Genomic DNA, 16,675 nt, shown 5'->3' on the forward strand with positions numbered 1-16,675 from the left:
AACACTTCCCACTGTAAAGGCGTGTTCGGGACTTACACCCTAGAGTTATTGCCCATGCTGGGCACACAACAAAAAAGTCAACCCTAATGGATTGACTTTAATATTGTGTTCTACACAACAACTACGCAGTTACTTCCTGTTGTAATCCTTGTTTGTAGATTGCTTTCTTAACTTGAATACGACGAGTTACAGACTTCTTCTCGAATGCTTGACGAGAACGTAATTCACGTAAAACCCCAGTCTTCTCAAATTTCTTTTTGAAGCGTTTTAATGCTCTATCTAGAGATTCTCCTTCTTTAACATTTACGATAATCATAGTTCCTGTATACCTCCTTTCGTTTTGAAAAATTCTTTGTGGTGCAAAGGTAGAAATAAAAGTGGATTCTGCAAACCCTTAACTCAAATAATCAACTTAAATTCCTATTATAGATATATAAAACACAAATATATAGTAATATGTTTCCTTAATTTACAGCAAATTCCATTTTTTAACTATTACATCAAGTGGTTCTTTCGTTGTACACAGCGCTGTCTGTAAGCCCAACGAATTTGCTGTACGTAAATGCTGCGGGCTATCATCAATAAATAAAGTACGCGTCGGATCTAATTTCTGTTCCTTCAACACATATTCAAAAATATCAGCGTTTGGTTTTCGCATACCCATCAAATGAGAATAATAGGTTTGTTCAAATAAACAACTGTTGTCTTCAAAACCATATGTATCCTGAATATGCTTCATGCAATAATCGTAGTGTATTGCATTGTTATTGCTCAAAAGAAAAGTTCTGTATTTACTTTTTAAGGCAAGTAATAACTCATGCTTGCCTTGTGGAACACCAATCAATAGTGCGTTCCAAGTAGTATCAATTTGATCGTCCGTCAAGGTATTGTTTTTCGTTAAATCACGCACGCCATCTCTAAATTGTGCAGATGTAATGTTACCTTTATCAAAATCATCAAAAAGCTCGATTTGACCCGAATGCGCAAATATTTCACCTACGTTTGTGATACCTAATTGAGTAAAAGCTTGTTGCGATTTTGCGAAGTCAATCATGAAAATTACATTGCCATAATCAAGAATAATATTTTCAATTTTTTGCATTTTTAATTTGGTTTTCTCGGTACAAATATCAATATTTGCATCGTCAAAAGGGAATAAACTTCACAATTGACACCAACAAAAATCTGCTCCTATAGCTCAGTTGGTTAGAGTAGAAGACTCATAATCTTTTGGTCACTGGTTCGAGCCCAGTTGGGAGCACTGAAATCCTCACAGAAATGTGGGGATTTTTTGTTTTTAAACCTATCCAAATACTATTTAAACACTGTTTTTAATTCTTTCGCCTTATGAGTGGTTAAAAAATCTGTTAATAATATTTATATCAATATATAGTTGAAACGGTACTTTTTGATGAATTGTCTCGCTTTTGTCTCGCAAATCATTAATAAATTTATTGTTTACGATTTATAATACAGCTTTACTCCTATTCGCTCGCCGTCCTGCTAGTTGAGCGCAAGGTCGTTGAAGAGAAATTATTAGCTTTTATAAAACGAATCATCAATAGATTGAATAATTATGGCAAACTGAGAAGTGATAGAAGAGTTGTGTTGATTATGCTGGAAAACTTAAATATCCAAGCATGGTGAAATTAATCCCCTACAATGATGAGAAATATGCCTAATAACCAAAATTAAATCTTATGAATTTTGATGACTATTTTGGATTATTCAATAATTATAAAAGCCAACTTAATATAATTTATAAAAAGATGGTTTTGCAAAGCTACCACAAGTTCTAAAGTTATACATTATTTAAAGATGTTCCAGGGTTGCTTGGAACTAATATCATATAGGAAAAAATTATATAGTGGTTGTAAAATGGTAGACTTTCTTTTTGTTCAGCTCAATTACAAATTGTTAAATTAGTTGGTTAAACATTTTGAAGCAGAACAATTTTTAGAACATTAAATCGTAAATATTCTAAAAGATTATTATTTAGAGAAATCTAGCAAAACAATTATTTCTGCCTTAAAATAGTAGAAATGTTATTAAATTAAAATGGGCTGAATGTTTTTTGCATTCAACCCATTTTAAAATTTGAAAAAATCAAATATCATTTATCTTTTACAAGACGGATACTATAGGCTGTATTAGCTGTACGTGTAGTACCTCTTAGCATTTGATCGTTATCAAAGCGCAATGATCTAATATAATACGTGCTATCTACTGCTGTTTCGTCTTTTGTTGACGTCCACCAATAGCCACGTAAACCTTTATTCTTAAAGTTGTCATTACTATTTTCACTAATTCCATAGATATATGCTCCACCAAGTGTTGCATTAAAATTATCTACAAGAGGATTAGACTTTAATAAACTACCGATGTTTCCTCTCCACTCTTCTTTCTTACGAATATCTTGATCGGACATGCCCATCGCTTTCTCTAAATTCATCCAATCTTCATCCGATGGAATTCTCCAACCTTCAGGAACTACTTTTTTACTCGCTTCAAATGTGTATAAATTACCATGTGTTTGAAGGTAATCTTGATCAGCTGCATTTAGAAGAACAATTTTCTTAGCCTCAACAAATAATCTGGTAACTTCATTTTTAACCAAATCTATAGTAGTACGACTATATCTAGCTTGCCAGTCTGTCCAGTAATCATACCAATTGACATGGTCGATCCATGTTTGCGATGTATTATTAAAGAAGTTTCCAGACAATTCTTCAATCATAAGTTTAGATTCTTGATTAACAGTATTGTTAACATTAAAAAATCCTGCTTCCCATTGCTTGATAATTTCAGCTTCTGCTATTCTTCTAAGCTCTAATGACTCTTTAGATGCAAAAGTAACAAAGGGTTCATTGAAAGTCATAGTTCCATCTGCGCGACCTCCATCCAAACGAGTTCTCAAGTTTTCTGCCATCCAAACCTGATCACCTATTGTTATACATTTATAAGATACACCATTTATTAATTCTTGACTTATCTCATAAGTTTCTATAGTTTTACTTTCATTATCCTTTTCACAAGATGTGAATGAATAAGCAAGTATAACGACTAATGTTTTAATTAATGAGTTCATTATTTTACTATTTGATCTAAAGGAATGTTCATATCATTAACAATAATATCTTTCATAATCGAGTATTTTTCCATCACTAAAGGACTATTTCCCCATACACGTTCGAAGGTTTCTTGATTATAACTCAATATCGCATCGATGTATAAGTTTCTATCGTCAGTAGTATTAGGACTATACCATATACCATATCTAGTTGAAAAACCTATAAATCCGTACGGACCAAATACACTAATTATTTTATTATACGTAGTAGCAAGAGCTCCAGTATATTCCGTATTATAATTAAATGTTCTCCAGCTTGCAGGTGTAAAACCAGTTTCATTGGCTCCAAGTGCAGACCACCTTTGCTCAAATTGTGTTGCACTATTTACTAATTGAAATTCAATCAACTTGGCATTATATGCACTACTGGTAATAGCTTTTTTGACCTGAGATTTCAATAAAGTAATAGTATATTGCGGCCAAAAATCCTCACTGAATGATTTCTGCGCTTGCGATACAACTAATGTTCTATACGTATTAACAGTAGTCACTCTATTACGAGGAGCAGGTGTAGTTAGATCGTCTATCGTCAATACATCACTACTACCTTTAGCTTCAAACTGATCTACTAAGAAAATAGAAAAAGGTCTCAAATTAGGAAGAGAATTTTGTAAGTATTTTTCGATATTATCTAAAGCCTTTAGTTGGTCCTCTTTAGCTTGTATGAATTTATATGTATATTCTACTGAACCTACAGAAGTAAAACCCCAGTTTAGATCTAGCTTCTCGTATGTGAATACCGAGTCTCCATGTACGTTTTTAGTAAGATAAATTGAGCTTACTGTATCTGTAAAAAACACCGGAACTCCATATTCTTTATATAAAAGATAACGCTTGTGTTGAACCTCATCTGCTGGATTATCCGTGATGACATACGGAGAACCAAAATTTATATTCGGAGTGATTGCATCTTCTTTGCAACTAACAAATAATAGCACAAAAAAGAAGTAAATTATTTTTTTCATAGTGTATATTATTATTTTTTAGTCCAATAACGCTTCATATTCACGTGAATTTCTCGGATTGTTAACTAACCCTGGCTCAAATTCAATTACCGATTTTGGAATTAAAAAAGTATATGCAGGATCTCCAGCCGGTAAGCGATATATTTCAGTTTGAATTAACGCGTCTGAATTGTTATCATAAACTGTATAATAGCGAATAATATCTTTTTGGAAAGGCTGAACTTGATTAACTGCATAACGTCTCAAATCGAACCAACGGTGTCCTTCAAAACACAACTCTTTTCTGCGCTCTGCTCTCACCTCCTCAACAATACTACTTGCATCATATTGAGCCGCAGTATATTCTTTAATTCTTACATTACGTAATGTATTTAATGCGTTAGCAGCATCATCTACTCTACCTAACATCGCTGCCGCTTCTGCAAGATTTAAATAACCTTCGACATTTCTCAAAGTGAATATATCTGATACGTATGTACGGCGAAGCGTTCTGTCGTATTTATTGCTTAATCCTACGCTATCTGTGCGAGCGTGAACTGCGAAGTATGCATCTTTACGTGAATCATCATCAGCGTACAAATCATACAAATCTCTACTTACACATACATCATCCGATGCACCTTTTAACACTGTACGTGTACTTAGATTTCCATGCGAAAAAATAACTTCTCTGTTATTCTCATCCAAGACCGGTTTAGTAATGTCATGTATGTTTAAGTTTACAAGCGAATTATTTTTAGCTACAAAGCTTGCAGCTGTATTATAGGCTTTTTCCCAATCTTGCATGTATAAATAAACTCGGCTCAACAAAAGTTTTGAAGCAGGACCTGATGCACGATATAGCTTTTTAGTTTGAGGACTTTCATCAAAACAAGCTACCGATCTTTCCAAATCAGCTACGATCTGACTGTACATTTCTTTTGCTGTAGCACGGTTAAATTGTGTAGAAGCACTTCCTTCATGCTCAACAAACTCCGTTAATTTCAAAGGTACAGTTAGCTTAACATCTGCATCAGCCGGATTATATGCATCACCATATAGATTACTCAACAATAGATAATATTGAGCTCGTAAAAATAAAGCTTCTCCTTCAATTCTTACCGCTGCTAACTTATCAGCATCCGTATTTCTTGGTACATTTTCTAATTCTTTTAATACCATATTCACGATATTAATTCGATTATAGATATATTGCCAAGCTAAATCGTCGGTATAAGCAATAGTATTATCATATCCTCGATCTACTTCAAGTTGCCAAGTCATATAGCCATACAAGTATGGATTTAAGAATGGATTACTTTTTTGTTCAAATGCTTTGGTTATACCAATTACAGTGTTGATATCGTCATCCAAAAAATTTAGAAAAGGTGCTGTATTACGTGACGATACGAAAGCCGTTAATCCATCTTGACTCGGGAGATAAGCCGATCCTAACATGATTTCATCTAAATCAGTAGTTGTCTTCACGATTACTAAATCTTGAGAGTAATCTGTCAAAAACTTTTTACACCCTATATTGATGAATACAACTAATAAAATAAGTAGTTTTTTCATAGTTTTCATTATTAGAAAGAAACATTAAATTGAAGTGTGTACGCCGGACGAATCGATAACGAAGCTGCCGCAAATCCTGCTTGCGAAGGATCCTGACCTCTTAATTCTTTAGCACTTAGTGTAAATAAGTTCTGTGTATTGAAACTTAACGCCGCTGCAGAGAAAGGTGTCTTTTTAAGTTGATCCGGTTTTAATGTATAGCGCATCGACAAAGATGTCATCTTCAAGAAATTACCACTAACAACTCGCTGATTTCCATTATCATACATATCCCAAACACTTGCTACAAATACAGGGATTTTAGAGTTTACCATTCTTGAGTAGTGTGTGCTATATGCTGAGTATAATGGGTTAGATGGAGAAATGATTGCAGGAATATTTGTAATCAACTCGTCACCTGGAGTTTGCCATCTTTCTACGAATTCTTTACGTACGTTTGTTTCAGCTTTGATACCACCACTCACTGGTGAATACATTGGGAATAAACGAACCTTAGAACCTAAGCTATACGTCATATTCATTGACAATGAGAAAGATTTATATCTAAAGCTATTTGAAAAACTTCCGTTAAATCTTGGCTCTCTTACGCCACTATTCACCATTGTCATTTTTACAGTTTCTTCTAATGACTTTCCTTCCAATACGTGTTTGCGATCTTCGTAATCCTCAAAAAGTGGTAAACCATTTTGTGGATTCAGTCCCAAGAATTGGTAAGAATAAAATGTACCTACTGATTCACCATCTACTAATGCAGTACCATTCAAATAATTCGAATACTCAAAATTCTCTAAAGAACCTACACGAAGCTTATTTTTATTAGCTGAATACATCGTATAAAAATTCCAAGTGAAATCATCAGTTGATATTGGTTTTGCACCAATTGTTAAACTATATCCATAATTACGCAAACCTCCATTATTCATCACGTATTCTAGGATACCGTTTACACTAGAAACTTTGACACTAGTAAAAGCATCTTCTGTTTGCTTGTTATAATATGTACCACTTAAGCTTAGACGATTTCTGAAAAAGCCTAAATCTACCGACGCATTAAATGATGCTGTTTGCTCCCAACGTAGATTAGGATTAGGGAATCTTGCTACTGTAGAAGTATTCTCATTATAATGTGGATCTAACACACCTAATTTCATGATTAAATTAGGACCTTGATCTGGCAACATGTTACCTTGTTTACCAAATGATGTTCTGAATCTTAATTCAGATAATGCGTCAAAATTATTAAATAAAGTATGTTTAGGATTCCACATACCTGACACTGCCCATACTGGTAAGAATTTTTCATTACTACGGCTACCAAAATTATTTGAGTAATCTGTACGTCCATTCATCGAAACCGTAAAGTGATTTGAATACGAATAACTTCCTGTTAAATATCCTGAAACGACATTGGAGAGCCCCGCACCTACCGATCTATGATTTTGGTTGAGCCATGATTTATAGAGTGGATAATCATCAAGATTTGATACACCGTTAATAAATTGGTTACCTCTTTCTTTGATAAAACCTCTCGCTTCGTCAGCATACGAGCTATTTGATGTGCTGTGCACCTCAAAACCTGCAGTACTTGTAATTAAATGTTGCTTATCACTACCAAATGATTTTCTATAATCACTCTGAATACGGAAACCATAGTTGTCACTTATCGTATTCGTATTCTTGATAGAACCACCGTATGGTAATTCAGAGCGGCCCAATTCTCCTTTTGGAGGCAAAACACCATATTCCGAATTACGCCAACCTGCAACTTGATTCGTTTTCTCTCCCCACCACATTTCTTGCGTTGTACTATTACGCGTATATGTACCACCAACGCTTACATCTAATGAAGGAGAAAAAGTATATTTTAAATCCAAGTTAGCATTCATACCGGCCCCATTGTATAAATCACTTGAATTTTCTAATTCATTCGAAATATTAAATCTGAATCTATCAGCTTCACGATTTGTACTTGCTGGAATCTTGTTATAGTAATAATATGAGCCATCCTCATTGAAAGCTGGTAAAGCACGTGTAGTATTATATGCATAATCAATAGGATTGATATCACGCATATGGCTAGCTTTATTTTGTACATTACCATTCAAGCGAAGATTCATTTTTAATTTGGAAGTAATGTTCGCATCCAAATTCATACGCATACTATAGCGATCATTGAAGGAATTTTTGATAACGCCGTTATCCTTATCATATCCCAATGAACCGTAATAACGTACTTCTTTTGTACCACCAGAAACATCTACTGTATGGAATGAAGAATAAGCATCTCTTGTCAAAACATCAAACCAATCTGTATTAACAGTTTCGTAATGCTGTACCTCTTTCAAAAATCCATCATAATCGATTTGTCCTGTATAATACTTATTGATCGCGCCTTCATATCCTACTTGAGCCATGCTTGTAGGAAAACGATAATGAAGATTAGCTAAATTACGACCAAATTCTACGCGCTCTTGCGAATTCATTAAGTTGATTGCACGATCCGTATACCTTGGCCTTCTTGTGATTTTAGATGAGTGGTTATAACTCACTCTTGTTTTTCCAACGACACCTTTTTTGGTTGTCACTACGATTACTCCATTTGCGGCACGTGTACCATATAATGCTGTAGCAGCAGCATCTTTTAAAACATCAATACGCTCAATATCTTGAGGATTGATACCTGCAATAGCATTACCAATAATGTTGATGTAATCTGGGTTATTCAAATCTTCGGGAGAAACATTAACTGGGTCCGTCATTGGCCATCCATCTAATACCCAAAGTGGTTCACGGTTACCTAAAATAGTAGAAGTACCACGTACACGAAGTCTTGCCGTAGCACCTGCTTCACCTGAATTATTCATGACCATTAGTTCTGGCACGCGACCTTCTAGCATTTGATCTAAACTACTAACACCGGGCATCATAATATCTTCCATTTTCAAAGATGTGATAGCTGCTGTCTGCTCACGTTTATTAATTGTCTGATATCCTGTTACCACGACATCTTCAAACAAAATAGCCTTCTCATCAAGATAAACCTCAACCACAATCGGTTCTGTTCCTGAAACATGTACTTGTTGTTTATTACGCAAATACCCTACAAAAGAAAAAGTTAAATCGTATTGACCGTTTGATTTTACATTTATTGAAAAGTTTCCCTTATTATCAGAACTAGCCGAATAAATTGCTCCACCTTTTTCAGCAATGACACTCACACCAGCTATAGGCTTCTTAGTGATGTTGTCTTTCACATTACCTGTCAATATAAAATTTTGGTTTACATTGCTAGTGATTTTAACTTTAGGTTTGATGACGATTGTATTGTTTTTGATGGTATATGCATGATGTTCATGTAAATTCAATTCATTGAATAATTCATCAAATGTCAAATTGGATACGTTAACATCATATCTCAAATTATTATTAATTTGATTTGGTTGCCATATGATGTGCAAATCAGTATGTGACTGTATATTTTTTAAAATTGTTTCAAGATTGATATTCTTTTTTACAATTGTGATTTTATTTCCATATTGGCTCGCAAAGAGTTGGAAATTTATACACAGAAGGAATATTAATATATACCTCATATTAAACAAATATTATTTAGGATTAATTATTTAAATTTTTCATGCGATAGACGCTTGGTTTAAGATTAGTTCAGTAAAGTTTAATTCATAAATACGATCCTCCTTCCTTCGCGTTTATATTTAATCGCTTCCGTTTCTGATAGAATTGACAAAACTTCGTCAACCGTATTATGCTTTGGAATCGTACCACTAAATAATTGATTTAAAATTTTCGAGTTTTTGGTAGTATCAAATTCTACATTGTACCAACGTGACAAAATGTGGCATATATCCCCCAAATTATCATTGTCAAATACAAAAACACCACTTCTCCAGCCCAACACATTTTTCAATAATACCTTACGCTTTACAATTTTTTCGCCTACTATTACAGCCTGCTCACCTGGAAAAAGCATTAAAGTTTTATTTAATGCGATCGCATTGATAGCTATTTTTCCTTCCAATAATGTGCTCTTCACTGACGAATCATCTGTATACGCTTCTACATTAAACTTGGTACCAAGCACTTTCAATTCCTGCCCCTCACTCTCCACAATGAAAGGTTTAGAAGCATTCGTCACAACCTCAAAGTAGCCTTCACCGATAAGCTGGACACGTCTTTCATTACCATCAAAATTGATTGGAAATCGCAACATTGATTTAGCATTTAGCCAAACTTTAGTTCCATCAGCTAAGACGATGTGATATGTTTTACCAGCTGGCGTAAAAAGCGTATTATGAACAACTTCTTTTGTGTTGGACACATCTGACTTTATATCACTTAAGTCCAAATCATATTGGATATTACCATCCTTATTAGCGATCTTTTTATCGGCAAACTCATTGAGCTTGTCACTTGATATAGCTGATATATCAATCTTATCACCATTACCAAGAATCAGCGTAACACCTTGATTTTCAACAAAATTTACTTTACTATATTCTTTTTGAACCACATGAAGTGGGTTTTGATTTCTCACATAATTAACACTAAACATGATTATGAGGATAGCTGCAGCTGCAGATACATACCACCATTTGGACAATAGATATTTTCTGATTTTTACAGATTTATTTACTTGGTTTTCGTTGTTATCTAATATTGGTTTCAATCGGTTAAATATCTCTTCAGATACTCCCCGTTTTGCATTCTCAAGTTCCTGCTCATCAAGAGATTTGAGTAGTTGTTTATCATACCATCTATAATACAACAACATTTCTTCTTCTGTAGCAGAACCTGATGTAATTTTTGCCAATAATTGATCAAATTGTGTGTTTTTCATAAGTCACTATATATTAGTAACACAAGTCATGCATTACCCTAGGTGAGAAAGTAAAAAAATTAAAAAAAGATCAGCAAAAGATTGAGATATTCACCAACCCAATGCCTTAATCTCTTTAATGCCAATGAAATATGCATTTCAACAGTTTTTTCAGAAATTCCCAAATTATCAGCAATTTGTTTATTTGTCAGATGTTCATCTCGGCTCAATATGAAAACTTGTCGACATTTTTCAGGCAAAAGCCCTTTAAGATGGCTGATAAGATTCTTCAATTCTTTAATTTCGTAAACCGTATCGACTACTGAATTGGAAGAATTTAAAATAAGATAATTATCGACATACGATTCATGCATTTTATTTTTACGAATATAATTTGCCACTTGGAATTTGACTGCCGCAAGTAGATAAGGCTTCAAGGAATTAATCTCCAAAAACTCTCGATTTGTCCAAATCCAAGTAAAAATATCTTGGACAATATCCATGCAAACGTCTCGTTCTCTGATTATTCGGTAAGCATGCTCAAATAAAATATCACAATACTTATTGTAAATAATTTCAAAAGATTTCTGATCACTTATTTTGATTAATTGAAGCAATTCCAAATCGCTATCAATCTGACTATCAATAATATTATCCAAATAAGCCATTAATTAATTCAAAAGTGATTTTTTTTTAAAAATCACGGTTATTAGGCGCATATTTACAAAAAATTGCAACATTTTCCTGAAAAAAAATGCAAATTTGACAATTATACTTTAAAATTTACACCACAAACAGTAACGCTAATGTTACTAACAAATTTTATTGAAGCAGATTTTTGAATTAGTTTTTGTACATATATTTGGCGCCATTAAATCCAAATATTTAAATACATATAACCTATGTTAAAATTTAAAAGTAAACATTTATTGGAATGCTTCGTTGTTCTGAGCTGCCTTTTACCCGCTACTGTATACTGTTCGGAAAATGATAGTTTGACAATTAAATACTTCAAAAATAGAATCAATGATTTCGAAAAATCAGGCAATTATGAGTTTAAAAAAGGTAAGAATATTTCCCTTAAAGAAATAGAATCTGAAAAACAAAAAACTTGGAAATTATGGAAAGTTGCTAATACAACTTTTGAAAAACTTCCAACAGAATTTCCGGAAAATCCTAAAGTAATTGGAGACATTCCAGTTCACACTTGGCAACTCAAAGGTGAAGAACCAATGCCGTTTTACTACATCAAAAAGAAAGAGAAACCAGCTGATGGATATCCTGTATTTTTGAACCTTCACGGTTCCGGTCCAAAGGGTCCAGAATTCTTAAGCGCTCTTGGATTGAGCTATCAATACAAAGATGGTGCAACGGCTTATATCGTACCACAAATACCGAGCGAACAAAGATACCGTTGGTGGTATAAAGCTCATCAGTATGCGTGGGAAAATTTGATACGCATGATAATGATTGATGACACTTTCAATCCTAATAAATTTTATATTATGGGTATTTCTGAAGGTGGTTACGGTAGCCAAAGATTGGGCGCGTATTATGCAGATTATCTAGCTGGTGCTGGCCCTATGGCGGGTGGTGAACCTTTACATAATGCACCTCCAATCAACTTTAGACACATTGCATTCTCATTAGAAACAGGAGAATTCGACCACATGTTCGGTCGCAACAAATTGACTGCAAGCGCAAAACAACAATTCGACACTCTTAGTAATGTCTACCCTGGTGATTTTGTACATAAAATCAATATCCAGAAAGGTAAAGGTCATGGTGTTGACTACAGCGTAACTACACCTTGGTTAGTGCAATATAGCAGAACAGCTCGTCCTACTTCATACGAATGGATACTATTCGCAATGGATGGTCGTTACCGTAAATCATTCTATAATATTGCCATTACTAACCCTATTGACATCAAGGAAAATGATGAATTCAATCGTGCTTCATTTGCTTTTAATATTGACAAAAAAACAAATACAATTTATTTAAATGCGTCTTTGAAAAACACTGATTTAAGTCAATCAAAACCAATCGAATCTGGCAGTATAAATATCTACTTAAGTGAAGACATGATAGACTTATCTAAGAAGGTGAATGTAGTGTATGGCAACAAAAAAGTTTTCAATAAGAAAGTGGAACTTTCAGAGAATAATCTGATAGAAAGTTGTGCAATATTCAATGATCCTGAAAGAATTTTTCCAGCAAAAATCAGTTTGGATTTAAGACATAAAATCAAATAACCACAGATATTTTTAATCTATAATTAAAGAAAAAATGAGACAAAATTTTATAAAAAAATCGATATTAATGCTTGGATTAATTCCTACTTTGGCGTTAGCTCAAGAGGGACAAAGTACGCTAAAATTCAATTTTGAAGGCAAGAAGCCTTCTGGCAAAGTATATATTAAATACAATTTATATGGCCCAAACCTTGTTGATTCTCTAATAATTGACAAACCTACTGCTGAATTTTCAATCAATGTCAACCAGCCTACTCAAGTTACTATTGCTTATAGTAAAGATACAAATGTCACAAAGAAAACTGTTTTGAGTGACGAAAGAACAATTTATGTTGAAAAAGGAACAGCAAATATTAGCATTAATGATTCCATCAAAACGGCTTCTATAACAGGCATGCCTATAAATGATAAATATGAAAAATATATTAATCATATAAAACCTTCGGAAGTTCTATTTGAAGAAATCAGAAAAGAGTACGATGCTTTGTCTCCAGAGCAAAAAAGCGATCTTGCATTTACAAAACCAATTTTTGCAAAGCAAGATGAAATTAACATTCTTAGAAAGGATTTAGTAAGCCAATTCATAAAAGAAAATCCTACATCATTATTTAGTATACATGGATTGAGAGGAATTCACCATATGCTATTACCAGATGATTTTGATACACTATTTAATACTTTATCTACTGAAGTTCAAAATTCATCAGTTGGTAATTTGGTGAATGAATACTTAAAATCTGCTCTTATTGCTGGAGTTGGAAAAATAGCGCCTGATTTCACTCAAAACGACGTCAATGACAAGCCTGTTAAATTATCAGATTTTAGAGGTCAATATGTATTATTAGATTTTTGGGCGAGCTGGTGTGGTCCATGCCGTGCTGACAACCCAAAATTGGTGAAAGCTTATCAACGATATAAAGATAAAGGTTTTACCATACTTGGTGTTTCTCTTGATTCTCCAAATGGCAAAAATGCGTGGTTGAAAGCCATCGCTGATGACAAACTTGAATGGACTAATGTGAGTGATCTAAAAGGTTGGAAAAATGAAGCTTCAACACTTTATAGAGTTAAAGCAGTTCCTCAAAATTATTTAATAGATCCAAATGGTAGAATTATTGCGGTTAATCTAAGAGGTTATAAATTAGACGAAAAATTACAAGAAATTTTCAATAATCAATAATTTGATTAGCCAAAAGCCTTAATCGAAAGATTAAGGCTTTTTTATTCTATGCAGTTTAATGTTAAAATAGAAATCTCCGTAGATCGTATTAAACTTTATGACTAGAGGTTAGTATTATTAAAATTACTAAGAACAGCTTAAGCAAATAAATGCATTATCATATATAGAAAATTGCGTAACGAATGATTCGAATTTATTAGTATACAGATTACTTTTAAATCAATAGTGCAGCTCAATAATATTTATAACGAATTAATTGATGTATATCCCCCGCTAATTTTGACGGGGGATAATGCTTTAAGATTTCTATTAATCATGAATAATCGTGCTATAAAATATATCGGTAAATAAACATCACGCAACTTTTCACCTAGCTCATTTTATAGTTCTTCTAATAGAAAATCATCCCCAACAACAGTTCCATTTGAAAATTTATAAAAATAAATTGTCGCGGATGTGGATGACGTACCTGTCGTAAACGTTACAGATTTAGTAGTATAAGAATTGGTATTAAAACTTGTTGCTATTTGAGAACCGCCATAATTTTTAACTCCTAAACTAACTGAGCTACCTGTTGTCAGAATTTTAGCAGATCCCGTAATACGGTATGTCGTATTCGCTTTTAAACCAGACACCACTTGTTCAATAGCGGTTTCATTAGTACCAGTCAATTGAATACATTTTGTTCCTGACTGCATATTTGAATTTTGAATTGAAGCTCCTCCTCCCCATGTTGTCCAAGGTGATAACGAACCAGTTTCAAATCCACCATTTCCAAAAAGAGGAATACTATAAACTCTAACATAATCCACCTGCATACTAAATGGAAGATCTGTATTGGTTATTGGACCTGGCCAACCTGCACCACCAGCCTGATTTAGGATCAAATAAAATGGTACATCAAAAGGCCATTGCTGCCATCCTGCACTAGCATTTCTACTGTAAGTATATTGTAAAACATTATTTACATAAAATCTAATTGCATTAGGTGTCCATTCCATCGTATAGATATTAAAATTGTTTACAGAAAAAGATGCAGCTTTACTTGCTGTACTTCCTCCGTTAGAATTTGTTACACTCGCATTATGGATTGTGTGATAAACGACATTTTCATTATTAACATGTTCCATAATATCTATTTCACCTCCTCCTGGCCAGCCTGCATATTGGGTTGCGGGTTCTGGCATCATCCAAATGGCAGGCCAAGAACCTCTACCTTGCGTAAATTTCGCTCTCACTTCCACTTTTCCATATCGCATGCTAAATTTTCCTATTGATTTTACACCTCCAGCATGATAAGGTACATTATCACCAGGTATTACTGCATTGTCCATACGTAACAGTAGATTGCTACCATCTGTTGAAACATAATCCGTAGTATGTGTCATGTATCGATTCCATGCTACAGTGCCTCTTTCAGCGTAACTCCATTTCGTTGTATCGAAAGATCCAACTGTGTTAAATTCATCTGACCAAATCAAATCAGATTGAGATAGATTTACTGAAGCAGACTTTTCACCAATTTTGATGGATTTTAAGGATAAATCGGGTTCTTTCACTAATTCAGACTTTAAACAAGAAAATAGTAGCCCACTAGAAAGCGTAAAAGTTGCAATCAACTTCAAAGTTGTAATTTGGTTTTTCATTATGTTTATAATTATGGTTGTTAAGTAGCTAATTGATATATATAAATGCAAAAATACATTTACATTATGTAATACATAACGCATTATTTGTTGTAATATTTTATTCTAATTCAAATTATTTTGAAAAAATTTCAATCTTTCTTATCACATGAATTATACGTTCATTAAATATTATTTTAGATATAATTTAGATATGCTATATGTGCAAAACCTATTAATGTGTCATATATATTTCATATCCTTTAAAAACCTTAATCTTGCCTATTAATCTATCTATAATATCGACGTCTATAGGTTAACTTTGTTAAATGAAAGAATTTGAGAACATACAGGCTTTTATTGAGGAAGAAAAACACTTACTAAATAATCATCCACTTTATAGTAAGATTAAAACTTTAGAACATATATAAAAATTTACACAAGTACATGTTTTTGCGGTTTGGGATTTCATGTCTCTTCTCAAAGCGTTACAAATTGAACTCACTTGTGTGACTATTCCTTGGTTTGCATCAGAATATCCAAATACGCGTTATTTGATTAATGAGATTGTTTTGGCAGAGGAATCAGATACGTATATTGATGGCAGAAGATTAAGCCATTTTGAAATGTACATGGATGCTATGGAATCAATGGGATCTAATACCAGATCTATTAAAGATTTTTTGACTAATGTTAAAAAATCAAATGATATATTCCAAAGTATTGAAAATTTGGATATAGATATTAGAATTAAAGAGTTTCTAAAGTTCACCTTTCGAATCATTGAAACCAAAGAGCCGCACAAAATAGCAGCTGCCTTTACTTTTGGAAGAGAAGACTTGATCCCTCATATGTTCTCATCCATATTAAAGGAAATTCAAATAAACTTCCCCGAATCTGATTTAGCGAAGTTTATTTACTATTTCCAAAGACATATAGAATTAGATGGAGATGAACATGGACCGTTGGCAATGAAAATGATTGAAGAGTTAGCACAAGATGATGCCCAAAAATGGGAAGAAATCCAACTAGTTTCGAAACATGATTATTCCGAACAAAGTGGTTCTTCGTCAATTTTGGTGAATCATGCTGATTTTGCAAGTATCATTTTCCTCAATAGCTGAAATCCTGC

At 33.4% G+C, this 16,675-nt stretch carries 11 protein-coding genes, 1 tRNA gene and 1 pseudogene; 4 read left to right on the top strand and 9 right to left on the bottom strand.

Annotated features, from left to right (window positions below; all coding sequences use genetic code 11):
- Positions 1 to 121 precede the first annotated feature (121 nt).
- A complete protein-coding gene (rpsU, locus tag GOQ16_RS16535; RefSeq protein WP_149915634.1) occupies positions 122 to 316 on the bottom strand; it encodes a 30S ribosomal protein S21 in 195 nt (64 codons plus the stop codon).
- A 153-nt stretch (positions 317 to 469) separates the two neighbouring features.
- Entirely contained in the window at positions 470 to 1,102 is a 633-nt protein-coding gene (locus GOQ16_RS16540) for an HAD family hydrolase (RefSeq protein ID WP_160070309.1), read from the bottom strand.
- 85 nt (positions 1,103 to 1,187) lie between these two features.
- Between GOQ16_RS16540 and GOQ16_RS16545 the strand changes: the two genes are divergently transcribed.
- A tRNA-Ile gene (locus tag GOQ16_RS16545) sits at positions 1,188 to 1,261 on the top strand.
- Positions 1,262 to 2,113: 852 nt separating this feature from the next.
- Here the strand turns inward: GOQ16_RS16545 and GOQ16_RS16550 are convergent.
- The 6 genes from GOQ16_RS16550 to GOQ16_RS16575 all read right to left on the bottom strand — a co-directional run bounded on the left by GOQ16_RS16550 (position 2,114) and on the right by GOQ16_RS16575 (position 11,151).
- Positions 2,114 to 3,088 (bottom strand): fibrobacter succinogenes major paralogous domain-containing protein, encoded by a 975-nt coding sequence (locus tag GOQ16_RS16550; RefSeq protein ID WP_160070310.1) that lies wholly within the window; start codon positions 3,086 to 3,088, stop codon positions 2,114 to 2,116.
- Positions 3,088 to 4,095, bottom strand: coding sequence for a hypothetical protein (locus GOQ16_RS16555; protein ID WP_160070311.1), 1,008 nt, complete (start codon positions 4,093 to 4,095; stop codon positions 3,088 to 3,090). The genes GOQ16_RS16550 and GOQ16_RS16555 overlap by 1 nt, the downstream gene beginning before the upstream one ends.
- A gap of 18 nt (positions 4,096 to 4,113) precedes the next feature.
- Positions 4,114 to 5,649: a RagB/SusD family nutrient uptake outer membrane protein gene (locus tag GOQ16_RS16560; protein WP_160070312.1), complete on the bottom strand. Its 1,536-nt coding sequence runs from the start codon at positions 5,647 to 5,649 to the stop codon at positions 4,114 to 4,116.
- Positions 5,650 to 5,660: 11 nt separating this feature from the next.
- Positions 5,661 to 9,068, bottom strand: coding sequence for a SusC/RagA family TonB-linked outer membrane protein (locus GOQ16_RS16565; RefSeq protein WP_160070313.1), 3,408 nt, complete (start codon positions 9,066 to 9,068; stop codon positions 5,661 to 5,663).
- 254 nt (positions 9,069 to 9,322) lie between these two features.
- Positions 9,323 to 10,504 (bottom strand): FecR family protein, encoded by a 1,182-nt coding sequence (locus GOQ16_RS16570; protein ID WP_160070314.1) that lies wholly within the window; start codon positions 10,502 to 10,504, stop codon positions 9,323 to 9,325.
- Between the two features lie 59 nt (positions 10,505 to 10,563).
- Entirely contained in the window at positions 10,564 to 11,151 is a 588-nt protein-coding gene (locus GOQ16_RS16575; RefSeq protein WP_160070315.1) for an RNA polymerase sigma-70 factor, read from the bottom strand.
- A 234-nt stretch (positions 11,152 to 11,385) separates the two neighbouring features.
- Here GOQ16_RS16575 and GOQ16_RS16580 point away from each other — a divergent pair, with 234 nt between their 5' ends.
- Both GOQ16_RS16580 and GOQ16_RS16585 read left to right on the top strand, forming a co-directional pair.
- Complete coding sequence (locus GOQ16_RS16580) at positions 11,386 to 12,738, top strand: alpha/beta hydrolase (RefSeq protein WP_160070316.1); 1,353 nt, start codon at positions 11,386 to 11,388, stop codon at positions 12,736 to 12,738.
- A 67-nt stretch (positions 12,739 to 12,805) separates the two neighbouring features.
- Positions 12,806 to 13,918, top strand: a complete 1,113-nt coding sequence (locus tag GOQ16_RS16585; RefSeq protein WP_160070317.1) for a TlpA disulfide reductase family protein — start codon at positions 12,806 to 12,808, stop codon at positions 13,916 to 13,918.
- A 380-nt stretch (positions 13,919 to 14,298) separates the two neighbouring features.
- Here the strand turns inward: GOQ16_RS16585 and GOQ16_RS16590 are convergent, their stop codons facing one another.
- Positions 14,299 to 15,564, bottom strand: coding sequence for a family 16 glycosylhydrolase (locus GOQ16_RS16590; protein WP_160070318.1), 1,266 nt, complete (start codon positions 15,562 to 15,564; stop codon positions 14,299 to 14,301).
- Positions 15,565 to 15,989: 425 nt separating this feature from the next.
- Between GOQ16_RS16590 and GOQ16_RS16595 the strand changes: the two are divergent.
- A pseudogene (locus GOQ16_RS16595) lies at positions 15,990 to 16,667 on the top strand (DUF3050 domain-containing protein); the annotation flags it as partial.
- Between the last annotated feature and the right edge of the window lie 8 nt (positions 16,668 to 16,675).

Source organism: Sphingobacterium bovisgrunnientis (genome assembly GCF_009829085.1).
GTDB classification, from domain to species: Bacteria; Bacteroidota; Bacteroidia; order Sphingobacteriales; family Sphingobacteriaceae; genus Sphingobacterium; species Sphingobacterium bovisgrunnientis.

Excerpts from the sequence above, each read along its gene's own strand:
- GOQ16_RS16585 (WP_160070317.1), top strand. The coding sequence starts at position 12,806 with ATGCTTGGATTAATTCCTACTTTGGCGTTAGCTCAAGAGGGACAAAGT.
- GOQ16_RS16580 (WP_160070316.1), top strand. The coding sequence starts at position 11,386 with ATGTTAAAATTTAAAAGTAAACATTTATTGGAATGCTTCGTTGTTCTG.
- GOQ16_RS16590 (WP_160070318.1), bottom strand. The coding sequence starts at position 15,564 with ATGAAAAACCAAATTACAACTTTGAAGTTGATTGCAACTTTTACGCTT.
- GOQ16_RS16555 (WP_160070311.1), bottom strand. The coding sequence starts at position 4,095 with ATGAAAAAAATAATTTACTTCTTTTTTGTGCTATTATTTGTTAGTTGC.
- rpsU (WP_149915634.1), bottom strand. The coding sequence starts at position 316 with ATGATTATCGTAAATGTTAAAGAAGGAGAATCTCTAGATAGAGCATTA.
- GOQ16_RS16550 (WP_160070310.1), bottom strand. The coding sequence starts at position 3,088 with ATGAACTCATTAATTAAAACATTAGTCGTTATACTTGCTTATTCATTC.
- GOQ16_RS16575 (WP_160070315.1), bottom strand. The coding sequence starts at position 11,151 with ATGGCTTATTTGGATAATATTATTGATAGTCAGATTGATAGCGATTTG.
- GOQ16_RS16540 (WP_160070309.1), bottom strand. The coding sequence starts at position 1,102 with ATGCAAAAAATTGAAAATATTATTCTTGATTATGGCAATGTAATTTTC.
- GOQ16_RS16570 (WP_160070314.1), bottom strand. The coding sequence starts at position 10,504 with ATGAAAAACACACAATTTGATCAATTATTGGCAAAAATTACATCAGGT.
- GOQ16_RS16560 (WP_160070312.1), bottom strand. The coding sequence starts at position 5,649 with ATGAAAAAACTACTTATTTTATTAGTTGTATTCATCAATATAGGGTGT.